The sequence below is a fragment of the Pararhizobium sp. IMCC3301 genome, from assembly GCF_030758315.1.
GTDB lineage: Bacteria > Pseudomonadota > Alphaproteobacteria > Rhizobiales.
Genome location: NZ_CP132336.1, coordinates 1,882,583 through 1,897,043 on the forward strand (window position 1 = coordinate 1,882,583; position 14,461 = coordinate 1,897,043).

13 protein-coding genes are annotated in these 14,461 nt (G+C 58.2%); 7 read left to right on the forward strand and 6 right to left on the reverse strand.

Features of this window, described 5'->3' with window-relative positions; all coding sequences use genetic code 11:
- Positions 1-15 precede the first annotated feature (15 nt).
- The 5 genes from RAL88_RS09110 to RAL88_RS09130 are packed head-to-tail and all read right to left on the reverse strand — an operon-like array spanning position 16 to position 5,097.
- Complete coding sequence (locus RAL88_RS09110) at positions 16-1,263, reverse strand: acetoin dehydrogenase dihydrolipoyllysine-residue acetyltransferase subunit (RefSeq protein ID WP_306268919.1); 1,248 nt, start codon at positions 1,261-1,263, stop codon at positions 16-18.
- Positions 1,260-2,234 carry an alpha-ketoacid dehydrogenase subunit beta gene (locus tag RAL88_RS09115; RefSeq protein ID WP_306268921.1) on the reverse strand — a complete coding sequence of 325 codons (975 nt, stop codon included), beginning with the start codon at positions 2,232-2,234 and terminating at the stop codon, positions 1,260-1,262. The genes RAL88_RS09110 and RAL88_RS09115 overlap by 4 nt, the downstream gene beginning before the upstream one ends.
- 9 nt (positions 2,235-2,243) lie before the next feature.
- Entirely contained in the window at positions 2,244-3,281 is a 1,038-nt protein-coding gene (locus tag RAL88_RS09120; RefSeq protein ID WP_306268923.1) for a thiamine pyrophosphate-dependent dehydrogenase E1 component subunit alpha, read from the reverse strand.
- Entirely contained in the window at positions 3,278-4,126 is an 849-nt protein-coding gene (locus RAL88_RS09125; RefSeq protein WP_306269627.1) for a sugar phosphate isomerase/epimerase, read from the reverse strand. Before RAL88_RS09125 ends, RAL88_RS09120 begins: the two co-directional genes overlap by 4 nt.
- Before the next feature lie 14 nt (positions 4,127-4,140).
- Positions 4,141-5,097: a sugar-binding transcriptional regulator gene (locus tag RAL88_RS09130; RefSeq protein ID WP_306268925.1), complete on the reverse strand. Its 957-nt coding sequence runs from the start codon at positions 5,095-5,097 to the stop codon at positions 4,141-4,143.
- Between the two features lie 320 nt (positions 5,098-5,417).
- Between RAL88_RS09130 and RAL88_RS09135 the strand changes: the two genes are divergently transcribed.
- From RAL88_RS09135 to RAL88_RS09160, 6 genes are all read left to right on the forward strand, one after another.
- Complete coding sequence (locus tag RAL88_RS09135) at positions 5,418-6,407, forward strand: autoinducer 2 ABC transporter substrate-binding protein (RefSeq protein WP_306268927.1); 990 nt, start codon at positions 5,418-5,420, stop codon at positions 6,405-6,407.
- Positions 6,408-6,472: 65 nt separating this feature from the next.
- A complete protein-coding gene (locus RAL88_RS09140; protein ID WP_306268928.1) occupies positions 6,473-7,969 on the forward strand; it encodes a sugar ABC transporter ATP-binding protein in 1,497 nt (498 codons plus the stop codon).
- The gene (locus tag RAL88_RS09145) at positions 7,966-8,967 is read left to right on the forward strand and encodes an ABC transporter permease (RefSeq protein ID WP_306268930.1); all 1,002 of its coding nucleotides are present in this window, start codon (positions 7,966-7,968) and stop codon (positions 8,965-8,967) included. The genes RAL88_RS09140 and RAL88_RS09145 overlap by 4 nt, the downstream gene beginning before the upstream one ends.
- A 9-nt stretch (positions 8,968-8,976) precedes the next feature.
- Complete coding sequence (locus RAL88_RS09150) at positions 8,977-9,996, forward strand: ABC transporter permease (protein WP_306268932.1); 1,020 nt, start codon at positions 8,977-8,979, stop codon at positions 9,994-9,996.
- Positions 9,997-10,028: 32 nt separating this feature from the next.
- Positions 10,029-11,030 carry a dihydroxyacetone kinase subunit DhaK gene (locus tag RAL88_RS09155; RefSeq protein ID WP_306268934.1) on the forward strand — a complete coding sequence of 334 codons (1,002 nt, stop codon included), beginning with the start codon at positions 10,029-10,031 and terminating at the stop codon, positions 11,028-11,030.
- A complete protein-coding gene (locus RAL88_RS09160) occupies positions 11,027-11,641 on the forward strand; it encodes a dihydroxyacetone kinase subunit L (protein ID WP_306268937.1) in 615 nt (204 codons plus the stop codon). Before RAL88_RS09155 ends, RAL88_RS09160 begins: the two co-directional genes overlap by 4 nt.
- 25 nt (positions 11,642-11,666) lie before the next feature.
- Here the strand turns inward: RAL88_RS09160 and RAL88_RS09165 are convergent, their stop codons facing one another.
- A complete protein-coding gene (locus RAL88_RS09165; protein WP_306269629.1) occupies positions 11,667-12,749 on the reverse strand; it encodes an aldo/keto reductase in 1,083 nt (360 codons plus the stop codon).
- 573 nt (positions 12,750-13,322) lie between these two features.
- Between RAL88_RS09165 and RAL88_RS09170 the strand changes: the two genes are divergently transcribed.
- Positions 13,323-14,411, forward strand: coding sequence for a mandelate racemase/muconate lactonizing enzyme family protein (locus RAL88_RS09170; protein WP_306268938.1), 1,089 nt, complete (start codon positions 13,323-13,325; stop codon positions 14,409-14,411).
- Positions 14,412-14,461 lie beyond the last annotated feature (50 nt).

Sequence of the window (14,461 nt, forward strand, 5' to 3'; positions counted from 1 at the left end):
GCTCCTCCCGAGCCATCATACTGCGGCATCCATGCCCTGCGTCAACAGGCGTTCGACCTGAGAAGGCGCATCCCATTGCGGCATGTGGCCGGCGCGCAGCACATGGAGCGCAACGCGCGGCGGCATGTTGAAGATCTGGTCGCGGGGAATGATCGCATCGGCCACGCCGAACAGCGCCGATACCGGCAGACTTTCCGGCAGCGCAGCAATGGCGGAAATCGTATCGATACATTGCGTATTGCCCCGTGCCATGGCGGCGGCCAGCGCCGTCAGCCGGCCTTTGGCCAGTTGCGCTGCCATGGCCGACACGCCCTCCGCTGACAGGGTTGCAGCTTTCGGCCCCAGCAGCCGCAGCAGATGCGACACTTCACCGACAGATTGCGCATCCGCCATGCCGGACACAAATGCCCCGTTGATCTCCAGGCCGCAGCCTGCGGGCGCAATCAGTGTCAGCCGGGCAACGGCCTGCGGCATCTCAGCGGCGGCGCGCGCCGCCACAAAAGCGCCCAGCGAATGACCGACCAGATGCACCGGTTTTGCGGCCCTGTTTAAATATGCCGACAGCCAGGCGACCAAATCTTCCGGATGGTTGGCAACGCCTTCATTGCCACCATGGCCAGGCAGATCAACCGCATCCACCTTATGTCCGGCGCGGCGCAGCGCGCCTGCCAGAGCGGCCCAGCCAGTCTGATCGCCGGCAAAACCATGGACCAGCACAAACCCGCCTGTGGCATCCGCAGACGCATCAGGCCCGGGGCGAACAGAGGCAGCGACGCTATCGCCACCACGCGCCGCCTCAACGTCACCGGCTTCAATCCGCCCGCGCCGGCCGGTGCCGGAAATATCAGCCAGGGCAAGGCCTGCCTGCCGCGCTTTGCGGCGGGCCAGCGGCGTGGCTCTGATGCTGCCGCCGTTGGAGACGGTCTGGATTTTGGGTCCGGAACTCGCGGTCGGGACTTTGCCAGCCGATTCGGGCTTCTGCTCCGGCACTGGCGCTTCTGCCTCAGTGCTCATGGCGGGATCATCGCTCTCGATTTGCGCAATCGGCTCACCGACATCAACCACATCGCCTGGCGCGGCTAGTATCTTCACCAGCGTGCCCGCACCAAGGGCGGGATATTCAACAAGCGTCTTGTCGGTTTCCAGCTCAAGCAGCGGATCGCCGCGCTTGAAACTCTGCCCCGGCTCGACGAGCCAGCTGGTGATGGTGCCCTGCTCCATGGTTTCGCCAAGGCGCGGCATCGCAAGGGTGATCATCGTCATGCCAGCAGCATCTTTGCCGCATCAACGATCAGCTGCGGCGTGGGAACAGAATTTTTTTCCAGCAGGGGCGACACGGAAATCGGAATATCCTCGCCGGCAACCCGGATCACGGGATCTTCCAGAAAGTCAAAGCATTCCTCCGAAATCCGGCTCGCCAGTTCCGCCGCGACGCCGCAGGTCATGACGCTTTCCGCCACCACCATCGCCCTGCCAGCGCGCTCGACTTGCGGGCGGATGGTTTCGAAATCAAGCGGATTCAGCGTGCGCAGGTCGATGACGCAGGCCTCGACGCCGGATTCGGCCAGCGTCTCCGCCGCTGCCAGCGCGTAGTGCAACTGCCGCGAATAGCTGACGATCACCAGATCATCACCTTCGCGCATGATGTTTGCCTGGCCCCACGGGGCCGCCTTTGCCTCCACATCCAACTCGCCCTTCATCGTGTAGAGCCCCTTGTGCTCGATAAACACAACCGGGTCCGGCTGACGCATTGCCTGGCGCAACAGATGATACGCATCGGACACGGTTGCCGGCATGGCAAGCCGCAGACCGGGCGTATGCATGACGTAGGATTCAAGGCTCTGGCTGTGCTGTGCCCCGGCGGAGCGGCCTGTGCCGCCCTGGGTGCGCAGCACCATCGGTACTCCGATCTGACCGCCGAACATATAGCGGATCTTGGCAGCCTGATTAGCCAGCTGATCCATCGTCATGCCGATGAAATCGACATACATCAGTTCGGCCACCGGCCGCAGCCCGGCCATCGCCGCGCCCACCGCCGCACCGACAATGGCGGCTTCGGAAATCGGCGTGTCGATCACCCTTTCGCTGCCGAACTGGCTGATCAGATCCTTGGTCACACCATAGGCACCGCCATAGCGGCCGACTTCCTCTCCCATGATGATGACATCAGGGTTGCTGGTCATCTCGTCGATCAGTGCCTGGCGCAATGCGTCTCTGTAAGTTGTTTCAACCATGATCGCCCCTCAATCTCGTGCCAATATACGTTCAAGCCGGGTGCGGACCGGTTCCGGTTCCGGCTGCGAAGGGTCGTAGACATCGCGGAACATCGAGCTCAGCGGCGGCTCTTCCTGGGCTATGGCAAAATCGATTGTCGCATCCATTTCATCGGCAATTCTGGCATCCAGCGCGTCCAGTGCGGCGTCATCCATTTCTCCGGAACTGAGAAGATTTTCACGAGCCTGCAGCACCGGATCCTTTTCCCGGCCTGCAGCTTCTTCATCCTCAGCGCGGTAAGGCGACTTGTCCTTGCGGGCATGACCGTAAAAGCGGTAGCAATCAATCGCCAGGAAACCCGGTCTGCCGCGCCGCGCGCCGCTGATCAGCCTTTTGGCGGCAGCAACAACATTCAGCACGTCCAGACCGTCGACGGTTTCAGCGGCAAGGCCAAAGGCGCTCGCCCGCTCATGCAACACCGTGTTGGCCGTTGCCTGATCAATCCGTGTTCCCATGCCATACTGGTTGTTGATGCAGACAAACAGCACCGGCAGACCCCACAATGCGGCCATATTCATGCTCTCGTACAGGATGCCCTGTCCGGTTGCGCCATCACCGAAGAATGCAACGCTGACCGCATCAGATTTCTTGTGCCGCGCCGCCAGACCGGCACCGACCACAGCCGGAATGCCGCCACCGACAATCGCATTGGCACCCAGATGGCCAAGGCTCATATCGGCGATGTGCATCGAGCCGCCCTTGCCGGAACAATAGCCGGCCTGCTTGCCGGCAATTTCCGCCATCATCCGCGCCGGATCGGCGCCACGCGCCAGAAAAATGCCATGGCCGCGATGGTGGGTCGTAAAGCTGTCGCCATCGCGCATCTGCGAGCAGACGCCAACCGCGGCACTTTCCTCGCCAATCGACAAATGCAGCATTGAGCCGGCCGACTGGCCGCGCACAAACAGTTCCCCCACGCGTTCTTCAAACAGACGCACCCGTTGCATCATGGCGTAATGGGCAGCCAATTCCGAATTGCTGCCCATCTGTGTCTCAATCGCTGTCATATCAATCCGTATTGTCTGGCTTTGTTGCGCAAAAATGGCAGCCCGTTTTCCATGACTTCAAGCTCTCCGCTGGCCACCGGCCGCCACACTGAAAGCCCGAAGGCCAGCTCCGGCGGCATGTTGATAAAGCTCTCCATCGCCAGTCCGCCCTTGAAATCGACCGCCCGCAAGGTGGCGAAAATTTCATCCCATCCGACCGTTCCGGCACCAGGTGTGCCGCGATCGGATTCAGACAGATGGATGTAGCGCAGGTGATCACGGGCATCGAGAATGCCTTGCGCAATGCCCTTTTCCTCGATGTTCATGTGGTAGGTATCAAGATGCACAAACATATTGTCCGCGCCGATCCGTTCGATCATCGCAACCGCCTGCCAGCCGGTGTTGAGCAGATGGGTTTCATAGCGGTTGACCGGTTCGATGCCGAACAGCAGACCAAGCGATTTGGCATGTTTTGCCGTGGCCTCAAGTGCTTTGGCAACATTATCCAGTTCCGCGTCTGTTGGCGGCATGCCGCTGCGCTCTCCAATGCCGCCATAGGTGACGCCTGACAGCGCCTCACTTCCCATCGCAGCCGCCTTATCAAGCGCCTGCTTGAGAAAGTCCACGGCACCATCGGGATTGCGCGAAGCCCAGACCGCTTCCGGCAGTCCCAGAGAACACACCGAGCGCATATTGTGAGCCTCAAGGGTTTTGCGGCTGTGTTCCGCATCAACCGAAGGCGGATCAAGCAGCGCTATCTCGAGAAAATCCATTTTATAAGCGGCCGCTTTCGCCACCGCCCGCTCGCATCCTGCCCTGTCCCAGGACATTGTCCACATACTGGTATGAACACCAAAGCCTTCCATCGCATCCTCTTTTTTCAACTGTTCTGCAAAATCGCTTCCGCAAGTATTTCGTCCAAAAACAGCCGGTCGACGAAACCGGCCCGCAACACTGCCACAGTGGCGGTCGCCTTGGTGGCACCACCTGCTGTTATCACCACATCCATGGCGCTCATTTCATCGGGTTTCACACAGGGTGTGCATTTATTCAGCGGCATATCGGCAATCGAGCCATCCGCTTTGAAAAACACGCCGCAACAATCACCGACCACATCATTGTCGCGCAACTCATCAAGTTGCTGCGGACTGAACAGCCCGCTTTCAAACAAAATGGCACCATCTCGGCATTCGCCAACACTCATGATGGCGTGGGTCGAACTGCGTGCCACTTTCATCGTCTCGCGCACCAGCCGCTGGCTCATGATCAACTCACATGCCGCAGCATCATCCGCGACAAACGGCGCTGGCATCAGCATTGCTCTGCCACCGGTTTGCGCGGCGAGGCGCACACACACATCAACCGGTGCTGTATGGATTGCATGGGTCACCGACCCCATCAGCGACACGAAAGTCAGATTCTGGTTTTTCAGACCGGCAAGATTATCCGCCATTGCCGACAGGGTGCGCCCCCAGCCAATGCCGATGGTAAAACGCTGATCATTGCCGGCAACACGCGTCAGATAGGACGCAGCCAGAATGCCCACAGCAAGCCGCGCATACTCATAATCGTCAGCGGCCACGGGGACAGGTGCCACCCTCACTTCCTTGAGATTGAACCGTTCTGCTAGTTTGTCCGCCAGCGCCAATGTCCGCGAGGTGCGGTGCTCAAGCGATATGCGGACCATCCCCCGGTCGCGCGCATCTGCCAGCAGACGCAGCACCTTGAAACGCGAAATACCCAGGCGGTCGCTGACTTCCTGTTGACTTAATTTGCCTACATAATACAGCCACGCCGCATGCGCGATCTCGTCATCTTGGCGCGTGACAGCCAGCATTCAGATCAACTCCTCCCCGACTCGGTTTTGACTCGCTTCGGGTCCTTTCGCCAGACTCTTGCCGGCGTATTGTAATTTTTTCAAAACGCCTTGACCAACATCCTTATCGTTATATAGTCACATACGTGCAGTCAATGCACAAGTGTTGCGAAGCGTCGCTAAGCACCGCCGCAGTCCCAACAGGATTCGGCGTTTGCAGACTTGCGCTGGTTCCGGTTTTTTGCTGGAATAGCAACCGGCTGCCACAGAAAAATTCGGCCGGAAACGTCCAGAATAGGAAGTCCGGAGTAAACGCCCCCCAGGGCATCATGGAGGAATAAATGAAAAAACGTACAACTCTACTTGCCGGAGTATTGCTTGCCGGTACGGCACTCACCGCTGGTTCAACTGCGGTGATGGCTGAAGGCAAATCCATCGCGACCGTGGTCAAGATCGCCGGAATTCAGTGGTTCAACCGGATGGAAGAAGGCGTCAAGGAATATGCTGCAGCCACCTCCGACAACGCATTTCAGGTTGGCCCGGCACAGGCCGATCCGCAGCAGCAGGCTGCGCTGATTGAAGATATGATTGCCCAGGGCGTTGATGCCCTCGCAGTTGTGCCCATGTCACCGGAAGCATTGGAGCCGGTTCTCAAACGCGCAATGGACGCGGGCATCACCGTCATCACCCATGAAGCGGCGAGCCAGCAGAACATCAATTATGACATCGAAGCTTTCGTTAATGAAGATTTCGGTGCCAACCTGATGGAACAATTGGCCACCTGCATGGATGGCACCGGCGAATATGCTGTTTTTGTCGGTTCGCTGACATCACAGACCCATAATCAGTGGGTTGACGGCGCCATCGCCTACCAGAAGGAAAAATACCCCGGCATGACGCTGGTTGGCGACAAGAACGAAACCTTTGACGATTCCCAGAAGGCATATGAGAAGGCTCAGGAAGTTCTGCGCGCATTCCCCAACATCAAGGGTATGCAGGGTTCCGCCTCCACAGACGTTGCCGGCATCGGACTTGCCGTTGAAGAACGCGGCATGGAAGATGCAACCTGCGTCTTCGGAACATCACTGCCCTCGATTGCCGGACAATATCTCGACACCGGCGCTGTTGACGGCATCGGCTTCTGGGATCCATCGATTGCCGGTTATGCCATGAACAAACTGGCCGCGATGGTCATTGATGGCGTAGCCGTAACCGACGGCATGGATCTCGGCCTGCCGGGTTATGAGAAAATCACTCTGGACGGCAAGGTCATTTATGGCCAGGCTTGGGTGAATGTGAACAAGGAAAATATGGCAGATTATCCGTTCTGATCCATACAATGCGGGCGGCGGTCTTATCCGCCGCCCTTTCCTTTCTCATGACCTGAAGATTGCTTATGCCCGAGGCAACGCCTGACGCCTTTATCAAGATGCACGGCGTCACAAAACGCTATGCAGGCGTCACCGCTCTGGATGATGTGGATTTTACCGTCAGTCCGGGCGAGGCCGTTTGCCTCGCCGGTGAAAACGGCTCGGGAAAGTCCACCCTGATTAAAATACTGGCCGGCGTCGAACAGCCGACCTCCGGTGAAATTTATATCAACGGCCAGCGCAGAGTGAATTTGAACCCGCGCATCTCTTCTGCAGCGGGCGTGATGTTGATTTTCCAGGATTTCTCGCTGTTCCCCAATCTCTCCGTCGCCGAGAATATCGCATTTTCTACCCAGCTCAGCAGCCATCGCCGGTTTTTCCAGCGCGCCAGAACACGCCAATTGGCAAAAGAGGTTCTGCAGCGCGTTGGCGTTGACATTCCGCTCGACGCAAGGGTGGAAAATCTGCCTGTAGCTCACAAGCAACTGGTTGGAATCTGCCGCGCCCTCGCCTCCAATGCGCGCCTGATTATCATGGATGAGCCGACAACAGCACTGACTGAACGTGAAGTGCGGTCTCTTCTGGAGATCATCCGCCGCTTGAAGAAGGATGGTGTCGCTGTTGTCTTTGTCAGTCACAAGCTGGCCGAAATGCTGGAAGTCAGCGAAAGAGTATTTGTCCTGCGCAATGGCAAGAAAGTCGCCGAAGGTCCGGCCGGAGAATTTGACGCCGCCTCCCTGACCCGCCATATGACGGGCCGCGACGTCGCTGAAGTGCCGCCCTCCGCAATTGATCCGGGCGCACGAACCCTGATGAAAGTGACCGCGCTTGGCAAGGAAGATGCCTTCAGCGATGTCAATTTCGATCTGAAGGCAGGAGAAGTGCTGGGCATCACCGGCCTGCTCGGCAGCGGCCGCACATCGCTCGCCAAAGCGCTGTTTGGTTTGGCCAATCCCGATCAGGGTGAAATTATACTCAATGGAAAATCCATCCCGCTGGGCGATCCCATTGCCGCAGCTATCGGCGGAATCGGTTATGTGCCGGAAGACCGCCTCACCGAAGGCTTGTTTCTGACTCAGTCGATCGTGCGCAACGTTGCGGTGGGCCGCCTTGAAGCCCATGAAAAGCACGGATTTCTGAATCTGTCCTCGCTGGTGGCTGAAGCCGCTGACTGGCTCAAGCGGCTGAAGGTCAAGGCGCCCGATATCGAGGCACCTGTCAAATCCCTGTCAGGCGGAAATCAGCAACGTGTGGCCCTCGCCCGCTGGCTGTCTCGCCGACCCGGCGTTCTGATCCTCAACGGTCCCAGCGTCGGTGTCGATGTCGGCTCCAAAGCGGAAATTCATGACATTATCCGCGATCTGGCCCGCTCCGGCATCGGCATCATCGTGATTTCCGACGATCTGCCGGAACTGCTGGCCACCTGCCATCGCATTCTGGTGATGAAGGCGGGCCGCATCGTCGACGAAATCGAAGGCATGTCGGTCAACGAAACTGAACTCGCCCACAGGCTCGCATCATGACCAACTGGCTGCCAAAAGGGTTTTTCATTCGCAATGAAACGCTGGTTGCCGTTGTCATTATCGGCTTTTGCATCATCGCAACCCTGTCCGATCCGCTGTTTTTCTCGGTGACGACCCTGAGCGATCTGTTGCGCGCATCAATCGTGCTTGGCATCCTCGCCGTGGCGGCCATGCTGGTGCTGGTATCAGGCGGTATCGATGTCAGCTTCACCGCTGTCGCAGTATTCGCCATGTACACGACGACCATCCTCACCCTTGGCCTGTGGCCGGAGATGCCCTGGTATCTGATTTTTGCCATCTCCATGGGAATCGGGGCGTTGCTGGGTGCGATCAATGGCATATTCATCGCCGGGTTCGGCCTGCCGACGCTGATTGTCACGCTGGGAACGCTTTCTGTGTTTCGCGGCTTTCTGCTGACCTTTGTCGGCTCTGAGCGGATTTCCGCCCTGCCTCCGGAAATGCGGAACTTTTCTCGCATGATGATTGCCCGTGGCACCACGGAAGCCGGCAATTTCTATGCCCTGCCCTGGGCTTTGGCGGCGCTGGTATTCGTCGTCGTTCTGACCTGGTTCATACTGCAGAAAACCATGCTGGGCCGGTCGATTTTCGCCATTGGCGGCTCGGTCGAAAGCGCCCGCCGCATTGGTATCAATGTTCGGGCGACGCAATTCTTCATCTATGTCTATGTCGGCGCACTTGCCGGTCTTGCAGGCATTATTTTCGGTGCCATGGGCCGCATGGCTGACCCGTTCTCGCTGGTCGGTCTGGAATTGTCGGTGATCGCCGCAGTGGTGCTCGGCGGCGCGCGCCTGGTTGGCGGCTATGGCACTTTGACCGGCACCTTGCTTGGTGTCGCGCTGATTGTGCTGGTGCAGAACAGCCTGATCGTCATCGGAATTCCATCAACCTGGCAGTCGGTCACCATTGGCCTGCTGATCCTGATCGGAACCGGCCTGCCTGCTTACGAGGCAAAACGCACCGCAGCCAAAGCCGCCTGAGGGAAACTCATGAACACACCGCCCACCAATGCGAACCTGATGCAGTCACCGGAATTCCGCCTGGCGATGATTGCGGTCGGCGTCTTCGCGCTGATGTCGTTTCTGTCGCCGGAGCGGTTTTTGTCTACCCAGAACCTGACTTCAATGGCGTTTCAGTTTCCCGAATTTGCAATCCTTGCGCTGGCCATGACGATCACCATGATGACCGGCGGCATCGATCTGTCCGTCGTTGGCATCGCCAATTTTACCGCAGTGATTGCCGCTACCATTCTGACCCGTTTCTCCGGCCCTGAAATGAGCATCAGCCTGGCACTGCTGTGGTTCGGAATCGCCATTTTCGTTTCTCTGGTGATCGGTGCTATTTGCGGCTACATCAATGGCGCACTGGTGGCCTATTTCGGCTTGCCGCCGATCCTTGCCACAGTCGGCTCCGGTCTGGTGTTCACTGGTTTTGCCGTCGCCATGACCGGCGGCAGCGCGGTTATGGGTTTTCCCGAAGTGGTGGCATGGCTCGGCAACGAACGCCTGTTCAGTATTCCGGTTCCGCTGATCGTCTTTGCGGTGATGGCAATCGGGCTGCATATTGGGCTGACGCGCACAAGCTTCGGCCTGAAAGTCACCATGTATGGCGCCAACCCGATGGCCGCCCTGTTTGCCGCGATCGATATCAACCGCATGCTGCTCAAGGTTTACATCATGTCCGGCATGTTTTCGGCCGTCGCCGGACTGGTCATCATGAGCCGGGCGAATTCCGCGAAAGCCGATTACGGCTCAAGCTATCTGCTGTTGGCGGTGCTGATTGCCGTGCTGGGCGGCGTCAATCCCTATGGCGGTTATGGCCGCGTCGTGGGCGTGGTGCTGGCTGTGCTGTCCATGCAGTTCCTGTCCAGCGGTCTCAATATGCTGCAGGTGTCGAATTTCGCCCGTGAACTGATCTGGGGCGCATTGCTGATCTTCGTTATGGTGATCAACACCACAAATTGGGCCGCGTTCAGAATGTTCCGCCCCGGCCCGGCTAAAACTGGCTGATCTGACAAATCTAGTTGATCTGAAAGGAAACCATGAAAAAGATTCTCAACAATCCAAATGACTATGTCGATGAGATGCTGGCCGGTTTTGTCGCCGCCCATCCGCAATATTACCGGCTTCACGGCGACAGCGGAAAAGTTGTCGCGCGGGCCAGCAAAGCAAATGACGGCAAGGTCGGCATTGTGACCGGAGGCGGCTCCGGCCATCTGCCGGTGTTCACCGGTTATGTCGGCGAGGGGCTACTGGATGCCTGTGCCATTGGCGACGTGTTTGCATCGCCCTCCGCCGAACAGATGGCCGACGCCATTCGCGCCGCCGATCAGGGTGCCGGTGTTTTACGACTCTACGGCAATTATGGCGGCGACGTGATGAATTTCGACATGGCCGGTGATCTGGTGGAATTCGACGATATCACATGCAGCACGGTTGTGCTGGCAGATGATGTCGCCTCGGCGCCACCGCAGGAACGCGAGAAGCGCCGCGGCGTGGCCGGCATGGTCTACGCCTTCAAGATGGCCGGAGCCGCAGCTGAAGAAGGCCGCGATCTGGACGCAGTGACTGCTGTCGCACAGAAAGCTGCCGATGCCTGCCGCTCGGTCGGCGTTGCGCTGAGCCCGTGCACTGTGCCGCAGGCCGGTAAGCCGACATTTGAAATTGCCGATGATGAAATCGAAATGGGAATGGGCATCCACGGTGAGCCCGGCGTCTGGCGCGGGAAAATGCGCCCCGCTGATGAGATTGCCGGGGAAATGATGGATCGGCTTCTGGACGATATGCCTCTGTCGTCCGGCGATCATGTCTCGATAATGGTCAACAGTCTTGGCGCGACGCCGCCGGAAGAGCTTTATATCCTCTACCGCATTGTCAAACAGCGACTGGACGCGGCCGGCGCAACAATCGTCATGCCACTGGTGGGCCGCTATGCAACCTCGATGGAAATGTCCGGCGTCTCCTTTACCCTGTGCAAACTCGATGATGAGCTGGAGACGCTGCTCAAGGCACCGTGTGATTGTGAGTTCTGGAGAGTCGGATGAGCATTGATCGCGCCTCATTGATAGCCGGCATCGGCCGCCTCAACGCTGCCATGCAGCGGGATTTTGACCTGCTCAATACGGCCGATGGTGCCCTGGGTGATGGTGATCTTGGCATTACCATGACGCGCGGCATGACGGCGATCAGCGAAAATGCCGAAAATCTGCCGGAAGATCTCGGCATGGCGTTGCTGCAATGTGCGCAGGCCTTCACCAAATCATCCGGGTCCTCTTATGGCACATTGCTGGCAACCGGTTTGATGGCGATTGCCAAAACGCTCAAGGGCGAAACTGTAACTCCGGCAGAGCGTACCTCGGAACTTGTCGCCCTGGCGCGGGATCAGATGCAGGCGCGCGGCAAAGCGGAGCTCGGCGGCAAGACCGTGCTGGACAGTCTGGACGCCGTTGCCGACGCCACCAATGGCAAGACCGGCGAAGCCGCGATTGCCGATGCGGCGGCGCGGTCCGTTGATGACGCCTTGGCGGCTTTCAAGGACAAGAAGGCGACAATTGGCCGGGCACGCATATTCGGCGAAAAAAGCGTTGGTATGGATGATCCGGGCATGCTTGCCATGAACCGTATCGTCAAGGCTCTGGCGAACCGCGAGGGCTGATAAGCCCTCGCGTCAAAGCAACATCTCAGATGAGAGAATCTTCTCCGCCGAAATGGCGGTCCGGATAATCATTGTGCAGCGCCCGGTCAGCCTCACTGAACCGCGCCTGTGCGAAATTGTGCTGATGCCAGTAAGGATAGATCAGCGGCAGGCGGCTGACATCATTGAGCCGCTGCAATTCTTCCTCATTGAGCGTGATATCCACCGCTTTGAAATTCTCCCGGAACTGCGCCTCATTGCGACCGCCGACCACAAGGGAACTGATCGCAGGGCGGCTCAGCAGCCATGCCAACGCAATCTGCGCCGCTGACACATTGTGCGCTTCGCCGATGTCCACAAGACAATCGACAATTTTCCACAACCGTTCCTTGTCGCGGATCGGCGGCTCGTTCCAACCGGCGGCCTGACGCGAGCCGTCCGGCGCTTTTTGGCCGCGCCGGTGTTTGCCGCTCAAAAGGCCGGCCGCAAGCGGACTCCAGACCAGCACGCCGAGGCCCTGATCGACCGAAAGCGGCAGCAATTCATACTCCGCTTCACGCGCTTCAAGCGTGTAGTGAATCTGCTGGGTGACAAACCGAGTAGCGTGGCGGGCATCGGCGGCAGCAAGTGACTTCATGATATGCCAAGCCGAATAGTTGGAGCACCCGGCATAGCGGATCTTGCCCTGCTGAACCAGAGTATCGAGCGCCGCCATTTTCTCTTCAACCGGCGTCGTGCCGTCCCATTCATGCATGTAGTAAATGTCGATATGATCGGTGCGCAGTCGCTTCAGCGTGCGTTCGCATTCGCGGATCAGATGCCAGCGGGACACGCCTTCATCATTCGGTCCCTCGCCAATGCGCATCCGGGCCTTGGAGGTGACGAGAATATTGTCATATCGCCCTTCCAGAACCTCACCGAGAATCTCTTCCGCGCGCCCGGTTGAATACATGTTGGAGGTGTCAAACAGATTGACGCCATTATCGATGCAAAGATCCACCAGCTTGCGCGCTTCGGGGACACCCTGATTGGCGGCCATACCGAAAGCGCCTTCGCCACCAAAGGTGAATGTCCCCATCGTGATCGCGGATACTTTCAAGCCAGTGCGGCCAAGCGTTCTGTACTGCATCATGCTTCCTTCCTGTTGAAACTAACTGATAGTGGGACACCCGCAGGGAGCGTCAAAGCGCTGTCGCAAAGGCAGCGGCGATTTTCGCAGAGAACCGGCGATAATCAACCCGGCAGCCACATGCACCACACACCGGCAGAAGACGTTGCGTCGACCTGATCATCAGTGCGGGAATAGAATTTTTCGGCAGCCGACTCCTTAAGTGCCGGTAACAACTAACTGGTATTATGGCGAGACCATTATTTCAACCCGATTGTGCCCCTCAGGGCACAAAAAGCGGGGCACGCCCCGGCTCCTTGTGGCGCAATCAGAGAGCCATGGCAGGAGCCCATTTTCAGACCGCGTTTTGTTCGCATGGCAGCATGGCAATCTTTGGACCAAAGCGGCGGCGTTGAATAAATGCTGCCTTCGGCTACCATCTTGCGCCAGCCGCACAATTTGAACATACTGCTTGCGGGGACATGAGACAGGTAACCGCATTGTGCCGGGGGTCTGTCCCATAGCGGCGGGTTGTCGTTTCCCTGTCCGATAACACATCTGGTTTCAACACTCCGGCAACAGGCGGGTCCGCACTTGGTCGACATATCCGGTATCAAAGCGCGGCTTTTTCATGTCCCCCTGGCCGAAGTCCTGGTCGATGCCAAACATGGTGACCATACGTTTTTCGAACTGATTACCGTCACCATCACCCTGGCTGATGGCACTGAAGGTGTCGGCTACAGCTATACCGGCGGCAAGGGTGGCCACGCCATTGTCGCAATGATCGACCATGATCTTGCGCCGATGCTGCTTGGCCGGGACGGGTCGCAGATCGAGCAACTTTACGAAGCCATGCAGTGGCACATTCACTATGTCGGACGCGGCGGCATCGCCTCATTTGCCATTTCCGTGATTGATATTGCGCTGTGGGATATCAGGGGCCGGCAGACCGGCCAGTCATTGCGGCAAATGGCCGGCGGCGCTTCGGACCGCTGCAAGGCCTATTGCGGCGGCATCGATCTGGGCTTTCCCCTGGAAAAGCTGCTGGCGAATATCCGTTCCTATCTGGAAAGCGGCTTCAATGCGGTCAAGATCAAGATCGGCCTGCCGGATCTGGCAGAAGATCTGAAGCGCATTGCCGCCGTGCGCGAGTTGATCGGACCTGATATTCAGTTCATGGTCGATGCCAATTATGCACTGAGCGTTGATGAGGCGATCATTGCCGCCAAGGCGTTTGCGCCCTTCAACTTGCTGTGGTTCGAAGAACCGACCATCCCCGATGATTATCAGGGCTTTGCCAAAATCGCCAAAGCGAGCGGCATGTCGCTCGCCATGGGCGAAAACCTGCACACAATCCATGAATTTGAATATGCCTTCCGGCAGGCGGAGCTGTCCTATATCCAGCCCGATGCCTCGAATTGCGGTGGCATCACCGGATGGCTTCAGGTCGCAGCCTTGTCGCGTCAACACGGTATACCGGTCTGTAGCCACGGCATGCAGGAGCTACATGTCAGCCTAGTGTCGGCCCAGCCCAATGCCGGCTGGCTCGAAGTTCATTCCTTTCCGATTGACGCCTACACCACCCGGCCTCTGGTCGTGGAAGACAGTCTTGCCATTGCCCCTGATACGCCGGGAACCGGCGTCATCTTCAACTGGGACACACTGACACCTTATGAGGTCTGAAAAACTATAAAATCCAGCCGCTGCAATGAAACACTTGCGCAGGGAGCCTG

Coding starts and splice junctions, on each gene's coding strand:
- RAL88_RS09110 (WP_306268919.1), bottom strand. CDS start 1,263: ATGACGATGATCACCCTTGCGATGCCGCGCCTTGGCGAAACCATGGAG.
- RAL88_RS09115 (WP_306268921.1), bottom strand. CDS start 2,234: ATGGTTGAAACAACTTACAGAGACGCATTGCGCCAGGCACTGATCGAC.
- RAL88_RS09120 (WP_306268923.1), bottom strand. CDS start 3,281: ATGACAGCGATTGAGACACAGATGGGCAGCAATTCGGAATTGGCTGCC.
- RAL88_RS09125 (WP_306269627.1), bottom strand. CDS start 4,126: ATGGAAGGCTTTGGTGTTCATACCAGTATGTGGACAATGTCCTGGGAC.
- RAL88_RS09130 (WP_306268925.1), bottom strand. CDS start 5,097: ATGCTGGCTGTCACGCGCCAAGATGACGAGATCGCGCATGCGGCGTGG.
- RAL88_RS09135 (WP_306268927.1), top strand. CDS start 5,418: ATGAAAAAACGTACAACTCTACTTGCCGGAGTATTGCTTGCCGGTACG.
- RAL88_RS09140 (WP_306268928.1), top strand. CDS start 6,473: ATGCCCGAGGCAACGCCTGACGCCTTTATCAAGATGCACGGCGTCACA.
- RAL88_RS09145 (WP_306268930.1), top strand. CDS start 7,966: ATGACCAACTGGCTGCCAAAAGGGTTTTTCATTCGCAATGAAACGCTG.
- RAL88_RS09150 (WP_306268932.1), top strand. CDS start 8,977: ATGAACACACCGCCCACCAATGCGAACCTGATGCAGTCACCGGAATTC.
- RAL88_RS09155 (WP_306268934.1), top strand. CDS start 10,029: ATGAAAAAGATTCTCAACAATCCAAATGACTATGTCGATGAGATGCTG.
- RAL88_RS09160 (WP_306268937.1), top strand. CDS start 11,027: ATGAGCATTGATCGCGCCTCATTGATAGCCGGCATCGGCCGCCTCAAC.
- RAL88_RS09165 (WP_306269629.1), bottom strand. CDS start 12,749: ATGCAGTACAGAACGCTTGGCCGCACTGGCTTGAAAGTATCCGCGATC.